The sequence below is a fragment of the Endothiovibrio diazotrophicus genome (assembly GCF_054657215.1).
Genome location: NZ_BAAHXB010000014.1, coordinates 47,803 through 66,043, shown reverse-complemented (window position 1 = coordinate 66,043; position 18,241 = coordinate 47,803). Strand labels below are relative to the sequence as shown.

General features: G+C 69.5%; 14 protein-coding genes and 1 pseudogene. 8 read left to right on the top strand and 7 right to left on the bottom strand.

What is annotated here, in order from left to right:
- Positions 1-25: 25 nt before the first annotated feature.
- From aceF to ACYQ2W_RS06095, 3 genes and pseudogenes are all read left to right on the top strand, one after another.
- Positions 26-1,465, top strand: a pseudogene (gene aceF, locus ACYQ2W_RS06105) (dihydrolipoyllysine-residue acetyltransferase); the annotation flags it as partial.
- Positions 1,466-1,768: 303 nt separating this feature from the next.
- Positions 1,769-2,002 (top strand): type II toxin-antitoxin system ParD family antitoxin, encoded by a 234-nt coding sequence (locus ACYQ2W_RS06100; protein WP_459864281.1) that lies wholly within the window; start codon positions 1,769-1,771, stop codon positions 2,000-2,002.
- Positions 2,003-2,016: 14 nt separating this feature from the next.
- Positions 2,017-2,334, top strand: a complete 318-nt coding sequence (locus ACYQ2W_RS06095) for a type II toxin-antitoxin system RelE/ParE family toxin (protein ID WP_459864279.1) — start codon at positions 2,017-2,019, stop codon at positions 2,332-2,334.
- A gap of 169 nt (positions 2,335-2,503) precedes the next feature.
- On the opposite strand, the gene ACYQ2W_RS06090 is transcribed toward ACYQ2W_RS06095, so the two are convergent.
- Positions 2,504-2,728, bottom strand: coding sequence for a DUF433 domain-containing protein (locus ACYQ2W_RS06090; RefSeq protein ID WP_459864277.1), 225 nt, complete (start codon positions 2,726-2,728; stop codon positions 2,504-2,506).
- A 272-nt stretch (positions 2,729-3,000) separates the two neighbouring features.
- The gene (locus tag ACYQ2W_RS06085; RefSeq protein ID WP_459864275.1) at positions 3,001-4,443 is read right to left on the bottom strand and encodes a GuaB1 family IMP dehydrogenase-related protein; all 1,443 of its coding nucleotides are present in this window, start codon (positions 4,441-4,443) and stop codon (positions 3,001-3,003) included.
- Positions 4,444-4,877: 434 nt separating this feature from the next.
- On the opposite strand from ACYQ2W_RS06085, the gene ACYQ2W_RS06080 reads away from it, so the two are divergent.
- The 5 genes from ACYQ2W_RS06080 (at position 4,878) to ACYQ2W_RS06060 (ending at position 12,201) form a co-directional block, all read left to right on the top strand.
- Positions 4,878-6,314 (top strand): calcium-binding protein, encoded by a 1,437-nt coding sequence (locus ACYQ2W_RS06080; protein ID WP_459864273.1) that lies wholly within the window; start codon positions 4,878-4,880, stop codon positions 6,312-6,314.
- A 14-nt stretch (positions 6,315-6,328) separates the two neighbouring features.
- Positions 6,329-7,663 (top strand): calcium-binding protein, encoded by a 1,335-nt coding sequence (locus tag ACYQ2W_RS06075; protein WP_459864270.1) that lies wholly within the window; start codon positions 6,329-6,331, stop codon positions 7,661-7,663.
- An 88-nt stretch (positions 7,664-7,751) separates the two neighbouring features.
- Positions 7,752-8,030 carry a hypothetical protein gene (locus ACYQ2W_RS06070; RefSeq protein ID WP_459864268.1) on the top strand — a complete coding sequence of 93 codons (279 nt, stop codon included), beginning with the start codon at positions 7,752-7,754 and terminating at the stop codon, positions 8,028-8,030.
- A 6-nt stretch (positions 8,031-8,036) separates the two neighbouring features.
- Positions 8,037-10,658, top strand: a complete 2,622-nt coding sequence (locus tag ACYQ2W_RS06065) for an ABC transporter transmembrane domain-containing protein (protein ID WP_459864266.1) — start codon at positions 8,037-8,039, stop codon at positions 10,656-10,658.
- Between the two features lie 163 nt (positions 10,659-10,821).
- Complete coding sequence (locus ACYQ2W_RS06060) at positions 10,822-12,201, top strand: HlyD family type I secretion periplasmic adaptor subunit (protein ID WP_459864264.1); 1,380 nt, start codon at positions 10,822-10,824, stop codon at positions 12,199-12,201.
- A 258-nt stretch (positions 12,202-12,459) separates the two neighbouring features.
- Here the strand turns inward: ACYQ2W_RS06060 and ACYQ2W_RS06055 are convergent, their stop codons facing one another.
- The 5 genes from ACYQ2W_RS06055 to ispG form a co-directional block, all read right to left on the bottom strand.
- Positions 12,460-13,668 (bottom strand): SPOR domain-containing protein, encoded by a 1,209-nt coding sequence (locus ACYQ2W_RS06055; RefSeq protein ID WP_459864262.1) that lies wholly within the window; start codon positions 13,666-13,668, stop codon positions 12,460-12,462.
- A gap of 88 nt (positions 13,669-13,756) precedes the next feature.
- Complete coding sequence (gene bamB, locus ACYQ2W_RS06050) at positions 13,757-14,959, bottom strand: outer membrane protein assembly factor BamB (RefSeq protein WP_459864259.1); 1,203 nt, start codon at positions 14,957-14,959, stop codon at positions 13,757-13,759.
- A gap of 5 nt (positions 14,960-14,964) precedes the next feature.
- Positions 14,965-15,615, bottom strand: a complete 651-nt coding sequence (locus tag ACYQ2W_RS06045; protein WP_459864257.1) for a YfgM family protein — start codon at positions 15,613-15,615, stop codon at positions 14,965-14,967.
- A 169-nt stretch (positions 15,616-15,784) separates the two neighbouring features.
- Positions 15,785-17,050, bottom strand: a complete 1,266-nt coding sequence (gene hisS, locus ACYQ2W_RS06040; protein WP_459864255.1) for a histidine--tRNA ligase — start codon at positions 17,048-17,050, stop codon at positions 15,785-15,787.
- A 93-nt stretch (positions 17,051-17,143) separates the two neighbouring features.
- Entirely contained in the window at positions 17,144-18,232 is a 1,089-nt protein-coding gene (ispG, locus tag ACYQ2W_RS06035) for a flavodoxin-dependent (E)-4-hydroxy-3-methylbut-2-enyl-diphosphate synthase (protein ID WP_459864253.1), read from the bottom strand.
- Positions 18,233-18,241 lie beyond the last annotated feature (9 nt).

Below are 18,241 nucleotides of genomic sequence, written 5' to 3'. Positions count from 1 at the left end.
CGGCGCCCAAACCAGGCAGGCGGGAGAAACCGAACCCACGCCATCGCGGCCTAAGGGCCGCTCCTACAGGGCAGCGCCGCAGCAACGACAAACAGAACGACGTTCATCGAACACCACTAAGACGGGAGCGGCGAGCACCGCTCCCGAGAGGAAGCGCAACGTGGCGATCAAAGAAGTTTTTCTTCCCGACATCGGCGACTTTTCCAACGTCGACGTCATCGAGGTCAACGTCAAAATCGGCGACACCGTCAACGCCGACGACCCGCTGATCACCCTGGAGAGCGACAAGGCGGCGATGGAGGTGCCCGCCCCCTTCGGCGGCACCGTTCGCGAGCTGAAGGTACGCATCGGCGACAAGGTTTCGGAAGGCGTCCTACTCCTTACCTTGGATGCAGACGCCGAAGGCGCGCCTTCCGAGCAGGTTGAAGAGAAGGCGGAAAGCGAGGAATCCCCACCGCCCGCACTCACTCCAGCGGCGGCTCCCGCGCCGGCCGCAGCCGAGCCGAAGCCGCAGGCGGCGTTGGGACCGGCCCCGCTGCCGCCGGTCAACGAGGCCAGTTTCCGCAAGGCCCACGCCAGCCCGGCGGTGCGCCGCTTCGCCCGCGAGCTGGGGGTCGACCTCGGTCAGGTGCAGGGCACCGGGCGCAAGCACCGCATCCTCAAGGAGGACGTCCAGGCCTTCGTCAAGGTAGCCCTCAGCCGCCCGGCCAGCGCCCCGCTGGGCGGTTTCGACCTGCCCGAGATGCCGCAGATCGACTTCGGCCAGTTCGGCCCGGTGGAGAACCGCAAGCTCTCGCGCATCCGCCGCCTGTCGGCCGCCAACCTCCACCGCAACTGGCTCACCGCCCCCCACATCACGCTCTTCGAAGAGGCCGACATCAGCGAGCTGGAGGCGTTCCGCAAGGAGCGCAAGGGCGAGGCCGAAAAGCTCGGCCTCAAGCTCACCCCCCTGCCCTTCATCCTCAAGGCCTGCGCCTCCGCGCTGCGCGCCTACCCGGAGATCAACAGCTCCCTCTCCCCCGACGGCCAGGAGCTGATCCTCAAGGGCTACGTCAACATCGGCGTCGCCGTCGACACCCCCGACGGCCTACTGGTGCCGGTGATCCGCGACGTCGACCGGAAGGGGATCTACGAACTGGCCGAAGAGCTGATGGCCGCCGCCAAGAAGGCCCGCGACAAGAAGATGACCCCCGCCGACATGCAGGGCGGCTGCTTCACCATCTCCAGCCTCGGCAACATCGGCTGCACCCAGTTCACCCCCATCGTCAACTCGCCTGAGGTGGCCATCCTCGGCGTCTCCAAGGCAGAGATGAAGCCGAAGTGGAACGGCGAGAGCTTCGCCCCCCGCCTGACCCTCCCGCTGGCCCTCTCCGCCGACCACCGCGTGGTCGACGGCGCCCAAGGCGCCCGCTTCGTCGGCCACATCGCCGCCATGCTCGGCGACCTGCGGCGACTGGTGCTGTAACGGCTCACTCCAGAAAAAGACTGGACCGCAGATTGACGCAGATTGACGCAGACGAATTCTCCGTTCGATCGACGGAAATCTGCGGTTCATTCAGAGGCGCAAACACCCGGGTAGGGTGTGCCGACGATAGGAGGCGCACCAGCCGAAAACGGCAGCGCGCCTCGGACCTCGCCACACCCTACGATCACCTCCCCTTCTGCGCGTAATTTCACACCAAAAACAGTTGGATAGACCGCACAGCAAACACCGATTCCGGTGCGTTGCCGTTTTGCCAATTTTTGCCAAGCGGGCTAGACTGCCGCCATGGGCACGATGAACATTTCGCTTCCAGATACGCTGCGGGCTTTCGTCGAAAAGCAGGTGTCTGCGCGCGGGTACGGCACCAGCAGCGAGTACGTGCGTGAGCTGATCCGCAAGGAGCAGGATCGCCAGCAGCTACGCACCCTGCTGCTGGAAGGCGCGTCGTCGGAGCCGACCGCCCCGGTGAGTACCGAGTATTTCGAAGGCTTGCGGGAACGCGTTCGCAAGCCACGCTGACTTGGCCGACAGACGTGACAGCGAAGTCGGTGATTCCCCGATCGCAAGCCATCCAGGATGTCGAGGAAGCGCTCGCGTACTACGTGGAGCAGGACGCGCCCGAGGCGGCGTTGAGTTTCATCGACGCCCTGGAAGCGGCCTACGATCAAATCGGCCACCACCCTGCTGCCGGGTCGCCACGGTACGGCCACGAGCTAAACCTGCCCGGGTTGCGTTCCTTGCCGTTGCACGGCTTTCCACACATCGTTTTCTACGTGGAACGCGAGGACCACATCGATGTCTGGCGCGTGCTCCACGGCCGGCGCGATATACCTTCTTGGATGATGGAATAGGTACATAGCTAGCTCGTAGGGCGGATTAGCGATAGCGTAATCCGCCGAAACGGAGACCACTGCGCCGAACGATTACTTCAAACATTCCGAACGGTTCAGCAGGTCTCCGCTGCTCCCAGGCTTCGATTTGGCGGATTACGCTATCGCTAATCCGCACTACGGGCTTACGTCAAGCTACCCGCAGCACCGTATAATCGAGCTGCCGGGCGGCGTATTCGAGGGAGGCGGTGATATCGCCCCGCTCCAGGTAGGGGTAGTCCTCCAGGATCTCCCCGGGGGTCGCCCCCGCCGCGAGCATCCCCAGCACATCCGAAACCCGCACCCGGAGGCCACGCAGGCAGGGCCGCCCGCCGCATTGGGCGGGATCGGTGGTCACGCGGTGCAACTCGCTCATGGCGCAGATCTCCTGATATTCCATCGGGTGCGATGCCAACGGAGGGGGGATTTGACGGTTTCGGTACGAGTATTCGGGCGGCCTCTGCGGCCTGTCAAGGTCGTCCATCGTAGGATGGGCAAAGGAGCAGAGCGACGTGCCCATCGAACGAAGGCAGTGATCTTCGCCGTGGCAACGCCTCTCAGATGGGCACGCTGCGCTTTGCCCATCCTACAATTTCGGAAGTGGCATCATGAAGATGAAGCGCCCCAATTTGCCACATCGACGGAGTGCTAAAGCTCACCGCGAGGCTTGCCCTCTTCAAAGCCCCCGGGGGTCTGCACACCCACCACCGCGTTGTCGAAAAACTCCCGGCAATTGGCCGCCCCCAGGTAGGTGAAGGCGGACTGCAACCCGGTGACGATGTCGCCGACGATGACCCCGACGCTCTCCCGCCCCGGCCGGATGCGGATGTGCGAGGAGGAGATGCCTTCGCGGTAGAGCTCCTTGATCGCCCGCTCGAACGAGCTCTTGCCCTGGCTGCGCTCCTGCACCGCACGGGTGCTGGCCATGCCGTGGTTCTCCTTGTACAGATGGCCGTCGAGGGCGCGGCGGATGTCGCCGGGGCTTTCGTAGGTGCCCGCCAGCATCGTCCCCACCATCACCCGCGAGGCACCCGCCGCCAGATAGAGCGCCACGTCGCGGGGGTCCTTGACGCCGCCATCCGCCCACACGTGCTTCCCCATCTCCCGCGCCGCCCGGGCGCAGGCCAGCACGGTGGAGAACGAGGGCCGGCCCACCCCGGTCATCATCCGCGTGGTGCACATGGCGCCGGGGCCGATGTTGACCTTCACCGCGTCCGCGCCGGCCTCCAGCAGGTCGCGGGTCCCCGCGGCGGTACAGACGTTGCCCGCCACCAGGGGAAAGCCCTCGCCGACCACCTCGCGCACGGCGCGGATCGCGCCGAGCATCCGCTTCTGGTGCCCGTGGGCGGTATCCAGCACCAGCAGATCGACCCCCTCCTCCAGCAGCATCTCCGCCCGGCCGACGGGATCCGCCGAGATACCGACGGCGGCCCCGACCATCAAGCGGCCCGCGCCGTCCAGGCTCGGCTTCAACAGCTCCTGCCGGACCAGCAGATTCCTGGTCAGCACGCCGCACAGCGCACCCCGCTCATCGACCACCGGGGCGGCATCCAGGCGGTTCCGCTCGAGCAGTTCGTAGGCCTCGGCGGCGGGGGTCCCCGCCGCGATGGTGACGATTTCCCGGTTCATCACCCGCGCCACCGGCGAGTACTGGTCGCGGTCGCTGATGTCGCTGTGGCTGACGATGCCCTGCGGGCGATTCCGCTCATCCACCACGGTGACCAGGTCGTGATCCCGTTTGAGGATCAGCCCCTGGATGTCGCGCAGGGTGGCCTCGAGGGTTACCGACAGCGGCGTGTCGTAGACCGGATCGGCCTGTTTGATGAAGCGGACGATGCGCTTCGCGGTGCCCGGATCCATGTCCTGCGGCAGGATCCCGAGCCCGCCCAGGCGCGCCATGGACTCGGCCATGCGGCGCCCGGTGACGGCGTTCATGTTGGCGGAGACCAGCGGCTGGGTGCTGCCGGGGAAGTCCACGGGGCGCAGGTCCGCCTCGGTCCGGGTCGTGCCTTCGAAGTAGCTCGGGACCAGGAAGACGTCGCTCAACGAGAGTTCCAGACCTTCGCTGCGCGGGGAGTGAAGAAATTTCATGGTTTGACCTGGTCCGATTGATCGGGGATGGGCCCCATTATTGCAGAACGTTGTGACGGCTGTTGGCCGCGAGTCCCCCGCCACCCTTCGCGTCGTCGCGTTGCCCTCACCGCGGAAGTCGGCGGGCGCCACAGACTCAGCATCCACTATCTATCAAATAATAACCATTCCATACGTAAGTTATTTCGTCTTACCCCTGGCGAAATTCCCTCAGTCATCGTCCGTTTTTTGAGGCGAAATTTCCGAAATCCCCCCATCCAGCCCGGCCCTCCGGCGACGACAACCCATGGGATCGGTTTCATTTCCGATCACGGTCCGCGGGGACGTACAGAGCCGCCTCGATTCGTCGAAGGCCGGCCGGGTTCCGCGTTCCGGCTACGGGCGACATCCCCGGACCCGCGGCTTTTCTTTGTTTTTTATGAGGTTAACCAACCATGCTTCAGATCAATACCAATCTGAGCTCGCTCAACCAGAGCTCGTTGGGGCTGTCGTCGGCGGCGCGCAACGCCAATCCGATCGCCGGCACCGACGGAGACGACTGGCTCTACGGTACCCACCGGAACGACGACATCACCGCGGGGGCCGGCGACGACTACGTCTATGGCGATGCCGGAGACGACTGGCTCTTCGGCGAGGCGGGCATCGACCTGCTCGACGGCGGTGCCGGCGACGACCGGCTCGACGGCGGCGAGGGCGACGACCTGCTCCTCGGCGGCGCCGGCCGCGACACCCTCCTCGGCGGCGCGGGTAACGACCAGCTCACCGCCCAGGCGGGGAACGACACGGTGGACGGCGGCGCGGGCGCCGACTTCGTGTGGGGCGACGCCGGCAACGACCGCCTCGCCGGCGGCGCGGGCGACGACTTCGTGTGGGGCGGCACCGGCAACGACCGGGTGGCCGGCGACGCCGGCGACGACTGGCTCTCCGGCAACGAGGGCAACGACGAGCTGAGCGGCGGCGACGGCATCGACCACCTGGCCGGCGACGCGGGCCACGACCACCTCGACGGTGGTGCCGGGGACGACGCCCTCGACGGCGGCCAGGGCAACGACGCCCTGTTCGGCGACCTCGGCGACGACGCCCTGGCCGGCGGCGACGGCGACGAGTACCTCGACGGCGGGGACGGCCGCGACCACCTGGCCGGCGATGCCGGCGCGGACTACCTCGACGGCGGGGCGGAGAGCGACGACCTGCGCGGCGGCGAGGGCGACGACTACGTGGCCGGCGGCAGCGGCAACGACCGCCTCGACGGCGACGGCGGCGCCGACACCCTGCTCGGCGACGCCGGCCACGACCGCCTCACCGCCGGGGCCGGCGACGACTACCTGGAGGGCGGCGGCGGCAACGACCGGCTCTACGGCGAGGGGGGCCGCGACTTCCTCGACGGCGGCCGCGGCAACGACCGCCTGGAGGGTGGTGCCGGCGAGGACCGCTACCGGGTGGAGCTGGGCGGCGACGACGACGCCCCCTTCGAGCACGACCGGATCTTCGACCAGGGCACCGTGGGCGAGATCGACACCCTGGAGCTGGAGGCCGACTTCGCCGGCCTCGACGACCTCACCGAGGACCTCTCGGTCTCCCTGGTCAACGGCGGCCGCGACCTGCGGCTCGACTTCACCATCGACGGCGGCGCCTCCCGCGGCGCGGTGACCATCGAGGGGATGGACGACGCCGACCAGCGGATCGAACGGCTGAGCCTCTACGACGGCGGCAACCACCTGCTGGCCGGCCCGCTCGACCTGGGCGCGCTCTACGAGCACCTCGGCGGCGTCGCCACCCCCAGCGGCGGCAGCCTCCAGCTGCTCGGCGATAGCACGACCCTGGCCCAGGCCAACCAGCAAACCCAGAACGTCCTCACGCTTCTCGGCTGATCGGGAGAATCACCATGGCATTACAGATCACCACCAACGTCAGCGGGCTGAGCAGCATCAGCTCGATGAGCAACCTCAGCAGCAACCTGGAGCGGCTCGCCACCGGGCTGCGGGTCACCACCGCCGCCGGCTCGACCGCCATCCGCGGGCCGATCGTTGCCTACGGCCTCCAGCTCAGCGATTGGGCGCGAAGCCTGACGGCCACGCAGATCGGCTGGCTCTCCCCCGCCAGCCCGCTGGCCCCCACCGACACCTACCCGTGGAGCAGCTGCAATCTCTCGGGCGAGGCCGATAACCGGCTGACCGGCACCAGCGGAGACGACTCCGGCAATCAGAACCACCTGGTAGGCAGCATCGACGACGACTGGATCGAGGGACTGGATGGCAACGATGACCTCTACGGCTCCCGCGGCAACGACTTCCTCGACGGCGGTCTCGGCGACGACAGTCTCTACGGCCAGGAGGGCAACGACGTCCTCTCCGGCGGCGATGGCGCCGACACCCTCGAGGGCGGCCTCGGCAACGACATCATCTGCGCCGGCGACGGCGACGACTGGGTCTACGGCGAGAGCGCGCTGGTACCGGAAGACCCGGCCGACGGGGCGGACACCCTCCACGGCGGCAACGGTGCCGACCGCATGTGGGGCGGCGCCGGCGACGACTTCATCTACGGCGATGGCGGCAACGACCAGATCGAGGGCGGCGCCGGCATGGACTCGATCTACGGCGGCGACGGCAACGACATCCTGCACGGCAACGGCGGATGGGACCTCCTGGAGGGCGGCGCGGGCGACGACCTGCTCTTCGCCGGGAACGAGGGCGGCGTGCTGCGTGGTGGTGGAGGGGTCGACGTCCTGACCGCCGTCTCCGACGGGTACGGGACCGAGGAGCTGTTCGGCGGGACCGGCGGAGACATCTACAGCGTGAGGCCATACGACTTGATTCCGAACGGCACCGCCTTCCACACCGACGAGATCTCGGAGGACGGCGGGGTCGGGGAGATCGACTACCTGCGAGTGAACGTCTACCCCTCCCGGGTCGCGGGATACGAAGAGCTGGGCGACCTCACCTTCATGCGCATGAGCGCCGCTCCGGACGATCTGCTCATCGGCAGCATGGTCAACGGCGGGAACACGCTGGTCACCCTGCGGGACTACTACGTCGCGGGCCACGAGGTGGAGAGTCTGGACATCATCGCCGCCGCGGACGGGCTCCCGGTCTACGGCGGGGATGGGGTGAGTCTGATGGACATCGCCTCCCAGTTGTCGCCCGACAACAACCTCCACCGCTTCACCGTGGATCCCGGCGGCGGCAGTGACACCTACGGGCTGCTGGCCGTGCCGGTGTAGCCCTCACCGGGCGCCGCCCCGCGCGGCGCCCGTTTCCCGTCCTTTCGATCAACGGGCACCCCGCGTGGGTGCCCCGGAGCACCCGATCATGAACCAACCCCTGTTCGCCGACACCATCGAGATCGTCGAGGTGGGCCGCGGCCTGGTCCGCTTCAACCTGAAGAGCCTCTCCGCCGGCGCGCGCGACGAGCGCGGACGCCTCGCCCTGGAGGTGCGCCAACACGTGGTGATGCCGCTCGACGGCTTCGTCCACACCGTCGCCGCCATGGAGCAGGTGGTGCAGAGGCTGGTGGAGAGCGGCGCGGTGACCGTCGCCCCGAAGACGGAGGAGGAGGCCGAGCCGGTCTCCTCGCCCAATTTCGGCTGAGCGGCCATGGAGCAGCACCCGACCGCGGCGCCCGAGGCGCCGCCGCCCACTCCGCACCTCACCGCCGTGGAGTGCCTGCGCCTGCTCGCCCGCCACTACGGGATGCGCATCCCGCCGCGGCAACTGGCCGAGCAGTTGCCCGCCGCCGATGAGGTGGCGGGCGAGGTGCTGGCCGGCGTAGCCGACCGGCTCGGCTTCCACGCCGAGCTGCGGCGGCTCGACGCCGACGGTCTGCTCGACCACGCCGGTTCACTGCCCGCCGCAGCGCGGCTGGCCAACGGCCACTACGTCATCGTGGTCGACCGGCTGGAGGGGGAGGACGGCGTGGCCCGGCTGAAGCTCTTCGACCCCCTCGCCCGCCCCGCCTACGAACCCCGCGACGGCACCCCCAACTACCTGACGGTGCCGCTGGCCGCCTTCGCCGAGCGCTGGAGCGGCGAGGCGCTGTTCCTCACCCGCCTGCACTCGCTGTTCGACGAGGCGCGGCCGGCCGGCCGCGGCGCCCTGCGCTGTCTCGCCCTGGTGGGCAGCCACCATGGGGTGGAGACCAGCGAGGCACGGATCCGCCACGACCACGCCCTGGCGGAGGGCGAACCGGAACCTTCGATGCTGGCGCGGATCGCCCGCGGCCTCGGCCTCAAGTGCGCCGAACGACGCGCCCGGCTCGACGAGCTGCCGCGGCTCAGCGGCGCCTTCCCGCTGGTGGCGCGGCTGACCAACGGCAACAGCGTCATCGTCCGCGGCGTCCACGGCAGCGGCGAGGAGATGCAGGTGGCGCTGCTCCACCCCTTCTCGCCGCTGCCCTTCGTACCGCCGGTGGAGGTGGTGGTGAAGGGCAAGAACCTGACCGAGCTGTGGCCGGGCAAGGCGCTCTTCATGAAACGCGCCTACGCCGCCGGCGACGAGCGGCGCCCCTTCGGCCTCGGCTGGTTCCTGCCGGAGATCCTGCGCCAGCGCAGGCTCTTCGGCGACGTGGTGCTGGCCGCCCTGGTGATGCACCTGATCGCCCTCTTCTCGCCCTTCTTCTTCCAACTGGTGATCGACAAGGTGCTGGTCCATCACAGCCTCAGCACCCTGCATGTGCTGGCCGGCGGGCTCACCGCGGCGCTCGCGTTCAACGCCGTGCTGGAGTATCTGCGCGGCTTCCTGGTGCTCCACGCCTCCAGCCGGATCGACGCGCGGGTCGGGATGCGCACCTTCGGCCACCTGCTGCGGCTGCCCATCGCGCTGTTCGAACGGGTCTCCGCCGGAGTGCTGACCAAGCACATGCAGCAGGCCACCGCGGTGCGCCAGTTCCTCACCGGCAGCCTCTTCACCACCGCCCTCGACGCCCTCGCGCTACTCCTCTTCGTGCCGATCCTGTTCTTCTACAGCGCCACCCTGACCGCCCTGGTGCTCGGCTTCACCGCGCTGATCGTGCTGCTGCTGGTGGGGGTGATGCCCGCCTACCGGCGGCGCCTCGACGCCCTCTACCAGGCCGAGGGTGAACGCCAGGCGGTGCTGGTGGAGACCATCCACGGCATGCGTACGGTGAAGTCGCTGGCCCTGGAGCCGCGCCGGCGCGCCCTGTGGGAGCGCTGCATGGCCGGTGCGGTGGACGCCCACTACCGGGTCGGCACCCTCTCCACCGGGGTGCGCGCGCTCTCCAACCTGCTGGAGAAGCTGATGAGCGTGGCGCTGATCTGGCTCGGCGCCTCGATGGTCTTCGAGGGAAACCTGTCGGTGGGCGCCCTGGTCGCCTTCCAGTTGCTCGCCGGGCGGGTCAGCGGGCCGCTGGTGCGCATCGCCTCGCTGCTCCACGAGTTCCAGGAGACCCTGCTCTCGGTGCGCAAGCTGGCCACCGTGATGGACCACCCGCCGGAGGAGGAGGCGGCCGGCGGCCTGCGCCCGGCGCTGCGCGGGGCGATCCGCTTCGAGGGGGTGGTCTTCGGCTACGACCCGGCGACACCGGTGCTGCGCGAACTGACCCTGGAGCTGCCCGCCGGGACGAGCGTCGGCGTGGTCGGGCGCAGCGGCTGCGGCAAGAGCACCCTCACCCGCCTGCTCCAGGGGCTCTACCGGCCCCAGCGCGGGCGGGTGACCATCGCCGGCCACGACCTGCGCGGGCTCGATCTGGCCCACCTGCGCACGCGCATCGGCGTGGTGCTCCAGGAGAACGTGCTGTTTCGCGGCACGCTGCGCGAAAACCTCGCCATCACCCGCCCCGACGCCTCCCTGGAGGCGATCGAGCGGGCCGCCCGGCTGGCCGGCGCGAGCGAGTTCATCGAGCGCCTGGCGGAGGGCTACGAGACCCCGCTGGAGGAGGGCGGCAACAACCTCTCGGGCGGCCAGAAACAGCGGCTGGCGATCGCCCGCGCCCTGCTGCGCGACCCCGACATCCTGATCTTCGACGAGGCGACCAGCGCCCTGGACGCCGAGAGCGAGGCGATCATCCAACGCAACCTGCCGCTGATCGCCAAGGGGCGCACCCTGCTGGTGATCAGCCACCGCCTCGCCTCGCTGCGCGGCTTCGACGCCATCGTGGTGCTGGACGAGGGCCGGGTGGTGGGCATGGGACGCCACGAAGAGTTGTTGGCCGGCTGCCCGCTCTATCGGGAGTTGTGGGAAACCCAGAACCCGGAAAAGTGAACCGCAGATTCTCGTGGATCGAACGACACGTAGGGCGGAATAGCGCAGCGTAATCCGCCGGGAACGAAGGCACCTGCGCCGGAACCGACCCCGGTCCGGCAGATCACGCCGCGCCGATCCGCCCGTCGTAACGGTGGCCAGAGTGAGGTGAAGAGGAAAAACAATGACCGACGCAAGCAAACGGGAGCGAGCCGGAAAGATGGAAAACGGGGGGCGACCGAACGAACGGAACCACCCGCCGATCCCGCCGGCCGCCCTCGACTTCCTCCCCGACGCCGCGGAGATCGAACACCGCCCGCTGCCCGGCGGCGCGCGCTGGACCCTCTACGTCATCGTCGCCTTCTTCGCCACCCTGTTCGCCTGGTCCGCGCTGGCCGAGCTGGACAAGGTGGTGACCGCCCGCGGCCGGCTGATCACCACCGCCCCCAACCTGATCGTCCAGCCGGTGGCCACCTCCATCGTCCGCGAGCTGCTCGCCGAGACCGGCGCCACGGTGCATGCGGGAGACCCGCTGGTGCGCCTCGACCCCACCTTCGCCGGGGCCGACCTGGACCAGTTGGCGGTGGACCTGAACGCCGTCCGCCAGGCGATCCGCCGTCTGGAGCTGGAGGCCGGAAGCGGCAACGGCGACGACCTCGACCCCCTGGAGCGGGCGGTGCTGGTGCAGCGCCGGGCCGAACACGCCAGTCGGCTGCGCACCCTCGACGAGGGGATCGCCCGCTACCGTGCCGCCCTCGACTCCCTGGAGGAGCGGCGGGCGGCGAGTGCCGAGCAGTTGCAGCTGCTCGCCGAGATCGAGGCGATGCACGCCACGCTGTTCAAGGAGCAGCACGCCTCCAGCCTGCAGGCCCTGGAGGCGCGGCGCCAGCGGCTGGCGGTGGAGGCGACGGTCAACGACCTGGTCAACAAGCGGGTGGAGGCCGAACACGCCCTGGCCCGCGCCGTCGCCGAGCGCGACGGCTACCTCGACCAGCGGGCACGCGACAACGCCGAGCGGCTGAGCGAACTCAACCGCCGGCGCGAGGGGCTGGAGGAACAGATGAAGAAGGCGCGCATGCTCAGCGACCTGGTGGTGCTGCGCGCCCCCGCCGACGGGGTGGTGCTGGAGGTGGGGCGCTTCCCCCCCGGCGCCATCGTCCGCGAGGCCGAGGCGATGGTCACCCTGGTGCCGCTGGACTCGCCGCTCGAGCTGGAGGTGGAGATCGCCGCCGCCGACATCGGCCTGGTGCGGGTCGGCGACGCCGTGCGCATCAAGTTCGACGCCTTCCCCTTCCAGCGCCACGGCACCCTCGACGGCCGGGTGCGCACGGTAAGCGGGGACGCCTTCGCCGAGGAGGGGCGCGCCGGGCGGGAGAACCTCCACTACCGCGCCCGGGTGGGTCTGGAGCAGGAGATCGAGGCGCTCCAGGGGCTGCCGCCGGAGAGCCGCCTGATCCCCGGCATGAGCGTCGCCGCGGAGATCAAGGTGGGGCGGCGCACGGTGCTCTCCTACTTTCTCTATCCGCTGATGAAGGGTTTCGACCAGAGCCTGCGCGAGCCGTAGGTCGGCGCTGCCGCGCCGACGCGAACGGAGGCACTGCGGGTGCAGATTTCCGGCAAATTTCCCGATGGCGCGTTTCACTCGGAAAGTTCATCGCATCGGCAAGCCCGCTGTCTCCGTTCGACACGGCGCCCGCGGGGCGCCCTATAGGGCGCCCCGCGGGCGCCGTGTCGAACGGAACTGCCACCGCCAAACCCACCCGGGTGCATACCAAGCCGCCCTCCAGCGTTCCACCTCTTTCACGTCGGAAATCACCGCGCATCAGCGGACGTCCGCCGGGATGCGGTCGGCGTCGGTGGGAGCGACCACCGCGTCGCGCCCGCTGCGAACCTTGAGGCCGGCGGCGGCGGCGTGGGCCGCCGCCCGGCTGGGGTAGCCGCCGACACGCACGGTGTGCCAGGGACTGGTGCCACCGGCGGGGCGATAGATGAAGGGGTGCAGGCCGGCGCGCCGCAGCGCCTCGACCACCGCGCGAGCGTTGGCGGGCTCGCGGTAGCTGCCCACCTGGAGGGAGTAGACGGTCGGGGACGGGGAAACCGCCACCGAGGCGCCTGCCGCCGGGTCGGCGGCAGGCGCCTCGGTGGCGGTTTCCCCGTGTGGCTTCCCGATGGATGGCAGGACGGGGGTTGACGACGTCGGCACCGGCTCGGCGGACGACGAAGTCTCGCTCAACGACTCCGCATCGACCTCACCCGCGGCGGGAGCCCGCGTGCCGTCGACCGCCTTCCCCGAGACATCCTCATCCGCCGCAACCGCGGACGCTGCCGCGACGTGCGACTCCCCGGTTTCCGGCGGCTCCGTGTCGAACTCGGCAGACGCTGGTGACACAGACGTCCCAACCACCGCCACTTCCCTATCCGACATCTCCAAATCCGGTATCGGCGCAACGGGTGTCGTCGAGGCGGCCCCCTCCCCTTCGAGGGCGGGACCCTGCGGAATGGATACGGGAGCGATGGCCGGCTTCTCCGCGGCGGCCGGGGGAATGACGATCACCCCCTGATCGACGGGCGTCGGCTCCGGCTCCGGTATGGGCGACACGTCACCGATATCGGCGGCGCTTACCGGGGTCGGGGTAGCGGCAGGGGTGGAGACCGGCGTCGGAGCCGGTTCCGGATGGGGAATCGGCGAAGTGACGAGCGGCGAAACCGCGGGAGAGGGTATGGCTACGGCAGGAGACCCGAGCGGGAGATCATCGCCTCCCACCGCCTTGACGGCGGCGGCGGGCGGCGCGACGGCCGAAGGCGGTTCTACCGCCTTCTGACAAGCAGCGCTCTCGTCGCCACCACGGTAACGCGCCTCACCGAGCGGCACCGTCGCCCCACCTTGGGAGGAGATGACCACCGAGGCACCGCCGGTGCGCAGCCCCACGCCGATCCCCAGACCGAGGACGAAGGCGACGAACACCGACACCACGTATACCAGCAGGTAGACGAAGGGCGAGCCGCCACCGGATTCCTCTCGTTCGGTCATCGCGCCATTTTACCCGCAACGGCCCCGTAGCGGGGTCGCCCGCCCACGCCCGGCGGGCCGGTTGGGCGCGACGCGGACCCGCGCCCGCTCAGCGGATCGACAGCGCGGTCAGCACGCCACCGCGGCCGAGGACGTAGAGGCGACCGCCGGCGGCCACCGGCCGCGCCTGGATCCCCTCCTTGTCGAGGCTCTCCCTCCCCACCAGGGAGCCGTCGCGGGCGTCGAGCCAGTGGAGGTTGCCCTCCTGGTCGCCGACCGCAAGGTAGCCCTCCAACTCGGCGGGGGCGGTCAGCACCCGCCCCTCCAGCGCCTCCTGCTTCCACAGCGAGCCGCCGTCGCGGGGGCTGAGCGCCCACACCCGGCCCTCGTCGTCGGTGAGATAGAGCTGGCTGCGGTCGACCGCGAAGCCGGAATGGGTGGAGATCTCCTTGCTCCAGGCGACCCGGCCGCTCTCCACCGCCATCGCCACCACCCGGCTCTGGTAGGCACCGGCGAACAGCGCCGGCCCGACCACCAGCGGGTCGGCATCCACGTCGATCATCCGCTCCAGCTCGGAACGGCCGCCGGCGACCCCCACCGAGGCCTCCCACACCATCGTCCCCTTGGCCAGGCTATAGGCGACCAGCTTGCCGTTGGCGAAACCGGCGATCACCCCGCCGGGGACCAGCGCCGGCGAGCTGGTGCCGCGCAGGGTGAGCACCGGCAGGGTGCGGCTGCTGACCCAGCGCTGGCTGCCGTCGAGCTGCTCCAGGGCGTGCAGCGAACCGTCGCTCCCCTGCACCACCACCGCACCGGAGACGACCCGCGGCACCGAGAGGATCTCGGCGTTCACCGAGCTGCGCCAGGCGACATCGCCGCCGGCGGCGTTCAGCGCGATCACTTCGCCACCGGCGCCCCCCACCACGACCAGACCGTCACCGCTGCCGGGACCGGCGGAGAGCGGGGTATCGAGGTCGATCTCCCACAGCGACGATCCGGAGGCCGCGTCGAGGGCGAACACCCGGCCGCCACGCCCGGCGGCATAGATCCGGTCGCCGGAGACGTCGGGGACCAGGTTGACGAACTGGCCGTCGGCACCGTCGCCGATTTGGCGCGTCCACAGGGTGGTGACGTCGAGCTTCTGCTCGATCTCCGGCAGCGGGGCGCTCTTCGGCGCATCCCGCCCCATCCAGCCGCCGACGGTATCGACGGTGTCGCTGAGGGTGGAACAGCCGCCGATCAGCAGGGCGCAGACGGCGACGGCGAGGCTCCGGGGGAGTCGGAACGGGCGGATCGGAAGATGGCGGTACACGGGGATCAACCTCCCAGGTCGTCCAGTTTCAGCTGCAGGACGTTGCGGTTGCCTCCCGCCTCCAGGGCGCGCTGGTAGGCGCCCTTGGCCTCATCCCGCTTGCCCTGGGCGAGCAGGATGTCGCCGCGCACCTCCTCGCCGCTGGCCTTGAAACCGGTGAGCTCGTCGAGCTGCTTGAGCGCCTCCTCCGGCTTGCCGCCGACGGCCAGCAGGCGGGCGAGGCGCAGCCCCGCCACCTCGCGGATCTCCGGCAGCTTGGCCTTCTTCATCGCCAGCCGCAGGTGGACCATCGCCTCCTCGCTCTGCCCCTGCTCCACCTGGAGTTTGGCCAGGGTCAGCTCCGCCAGGGCGGAATAGGGGGTGGCGTCGTACTCCCGGGAGAGGGCCTCGGCCTCCACCATCGCCTGCGTGGGATCGCCCTGGGCGGCGGCGAGCATCTGGTCGTAGACGGCGGCGGCCGCCACCCCCTGCTGGGTGACGTGGGCCTGCCACCCCTGCCAGCCGAGCACCGCCGCGATACCGAGCACCGCGCCGCCGACGACCGACTTGCCGTTCTCCCGCCACCACTGCTTGATCGCCTCTTCGGTCTGTTCGTCGGAGCTGTAGGTCTCCACCGCGTTCTCCTGGGTCGTTTCTCGTTCGTCTTGGTTGATCACGGCGCCGGCTGCCGCCGGCGCCGAATATTGGGGTGTGGGTCGCCACCGCCGCAGCGCCGAAGCTCGCACCGACGTCGCTGCCGACGGAGAGGCCGCGGCGGCCGCAGGCCGCCCTATAGGGCGGGCCGTGCCCGCCGCGACGCCACCGAGTCCGGTACCGACGGATCGGTTATGGGAGCGTCGCCAAATAGTCGGTCAGTTTACCCTGTTCCAGGCTCTGCTGCCCCCCTTCGCCGCGCAGGTCCTTGACCGTGACGGTGCCGTTGGCCCGCTCCTCGTCGCCGAGGATCAGGGCGACCCGCGCGCCGCTCTTGTCCGCCTTCTTCATCTGTCCCTTGAAGCCGCCACCGCCGCAGTGGGTCATCAGGCGCAGCGCGGGGTTGGCATCACGCAGCCGCTCGGCCAGCGCCATCGCCGCGGGCAGCCCCCCCTCGCCCATCGCCATCAGGTAGGCGTGGGGCGCGGCGGACGGGGGTTCGACGCCCCCCTCCTGGAGCATCGCCACCAGCCGCTCGAGGCCCATGGCGAAACCCACCGCCGGGGTCGGCTTGCCGCCCAACTGGCCCACCAAGCCGTCGTAGCGGCCGCCGGCGCACACCGTGCCCTGGGCGCCGAGGCGGTCGGTGACCCATTCGAAGACGGTCTTCGCGTAGTAGTCGAGGCCGCGCACCAGCCGCGGATTGATCGCATAGCCCACCCCGGCGGCGTCGAGGATCGCCTTCAGCCCCGCGAAGTGTTCCTGCGATTCGGCATCGAGGTGCTCCATCAGCTTCGGCGCCGCTTCGATCATCGCCTGCATCTCGGGGTTCTTGCTGTCGAGGATGCGCAGCGGGTTGCTGTCGAGGCGGCGGCGGGCCTCCTCGTCGAGCAGCTCGAAGTGGTCTTTCAGATACTCCACCAGGGTGCCGCGGTAGGCGGCCCGCGCCTCGGCGCTGCCCAGGGAGTTGAGCTGGAGGGTGACGTCCTCGATGCCGAGCAGCCGCCAGAAGCGGGCGCTCATCAGGATCAGCTCGGCGTCGATGTCGGGGCCGTCGAGGCCGAACACCTCGACGCCGATCTGATGGAACTGGCGGTAGCGCCCCTTCTGCGGCCGCTCGTGGCGGAACATCGGGCCGGCGTACCAAAGGCGGCGAACCTGGTTGAACAGCAGCCCCCGCTCGATGCCGGCGCGCACGCAGCCGGCGGTCCCCTCGGGACGCAGGGTGAGGCTGTCGCCGTTGCGGTCGTCGAAGGTGTACATCTCCTTCTCGACGATGTCGGTCACCTCGCCGATGGTGCGCTTGAACAGCTCGGTCTTCTCGACGATGGGGAAGCGGATCTCCTCGAAGCCGTAGGCCTCCACCACGGAACGGACGGTGTCTTCGAGATGGCGCCAAAGGGGGGTCTCCTCCGGAAGGAGGTCGTTCATGCCGCGTACGGCCTGGATGTTTTTCATGCGCACTTCGTCGGTCGGGTCGTTGTATTCGGGTCGCTCGGATGCTCTCCCACCGATGTGAAAAACATCCAAATTGGCCTTTTTCAGGCCGTTCTATGCCGGGGCATTACCTTTCAGTTGGGCGCGGATCGCCTGTTCCAGCTCGTCGACGATCTGCGCGTTGTCCTTCACCTTGTGGTCCGGCTTGCCGTCGACGTAGAGCAGGCAGGGGGAGCCGCCGGTGAGGCCGACGCTGGCCTCGCGCGCCTCGCCGGGACCGTTGACCACGCAGCCGATCACCGCCACGTCGAGCGGCTCCAGCACGTCCTCCAGCCGCTCCTCCAGGGCGTTCACCGTGCCGATCACGTCGAACTCCTGGCGCGAGCAGGTGGGACAGGCGATCAGGTTGATCCCCTTGGCGCGCAGCCGCAGGCTCTTGAGGATCTCGAAGCCGACCTTGATCTCCTCCACCGGATCGGCGGCGAGCGACACCCGCAGGGTGTCGCCGATCCCCTCGTAGAGCATCAGGCCGAGGCCGACGGCGGACTTCACCGAACCGGAGCGCAGCCCCCCCGCCTCGGTGATGCCGAGGTGCAGCGGCTGCTCGATCTGGCCGGCGAGCTTGCGGTACGCCTCCACGGTCATGAACACCTCGGAGGCCTTCAGGCTCACCTTGAAGTCGGGGAAGTCGTGGCGGTCGAGGATCTCGATGTGGCGCAGGGCGGACTCCACCAGGGCATCGGCGGTGGGCTCGCCGTAGCTCTTCAGCAGCTCCTTCTCCAGGGAGCCGGCGTTGACCCCGATGCGGATCGGGATGCCGTGGTCCTTGGCGGACTGGATCACCGCCGCGATCCGCTCCTCACGGCCGATGTTGCCGGGGTTGATGCGCAGGCAGTCGGCCCCCAGCTCGGCGACCCGCAGGGCGATCCGGTAGTCGAAGTGGATGTCGGTGACCAGCGGTACCCGGCACTGCTTCTTGATCTCGCCGAACGCCTCGGCCGCCTCCATGGAGGGCACCGAGACGCGCACGATGTCGGCACCGGCCCGCTCCAGCGCCTGCACCTGGGCCACCGTGGCGGCCACGTCGCAGGTGTCGGTGTTGGTCATGCTCTGCACGCTGATCGGCGCATCGCCGCCCACCGCCACGTCGCCGACGCGGATCTGGCGCGAGCGGCGGCGGCGGATCGGACTCTCTGCATGCATGGGATCGCT

What these genes read in the sequence shown, in the direction of transcription:
- ACYQ2W_RS06100 (WP_459864281.1), top strand. Translation starts at nt 1,769, where the DNA reads ATGGGCACGATGAACATTTCGCTTCCAGATACGCTGCGGGCTTTCGTC.
- ACYQ2W_RS06090 (WP_459864277.1), bottom strand. Translation starts at nt 2,728, where the DNA reads ATGAGCGAGTTGCACCGCGTGACCACCGATCCCGCCCAATGCGGCGGG.
- ACYQ2W_RS06085 (WP_459864275.1), bottom strand. Translation starts at nt 4,443, where the DNA reads ATGAAATTTCTTCACTCCCCGCGCAGCGAAGGTCTGGAACTCTCGTTG.
- ACYQ2W_RS06080 (WP_459864273.1), top strand. Translation starts at nt 4,878, where the DNA reads ATGCTTCAGATCAATACCAATCTGAGCTCGCTCAACCAGAGCTCGTTG.
- ACYQ2W_RS06075 (WP_459864270.1), top strand. Translation starts at nt 6,329, where the DNA reads ATGGCATTACAGATCACCACCAACGTCAGCGGGCTGAGCAGCATCAGC.
- ACYQ2W_RS06070 (WP_459864268.1), top strand. Translation starts at nt 7,752, where the DNA reads ATGAACCAACCCCTGTTCGCCGACACCATCGAGATCGTCGAGGTGGGC.
- ACYQ2W_RS06065 (WP_459864266.1), top strand. Translation starts at nt 8,037, where the DNA reads ATGGAGCAGCACCCGACCGCGGCGCCCGAGGCGCCGCCGCCCACTCCG.
- ACYQ2W_RS06060 (WP_459864264.1), top strand. Translation starts at nt 10,822, where the DNA reads ATGACCGACGCAAGCAAACGGGAGCGAGCCGGAAAGATGGAAAACGGG.
- ACYQ2W_RS06055 (WP_459864262.1), bottom strand. Translation starts at nt 13,668, where the DNA reads ATGACCGAACGAGAGGAATCCGGTGGCGGCTCGCCCTTCGTCTACCTG.
- hisS (WP_459864255.1), bottom strand. Translation starts at nt 17,050, where the DNA reads ATGAAAAACATCCAGGCCGTACGCGGCATGAACGACCTCCTTCCGGAG.
- ispG (WP_459864253.1), bottom strand. Translation starts at nt 18,232, where the DNA reads ATGCATGCAGAGAGTCCGATCCGCCGCCGCCGCTCGCGCCAGATCCGC.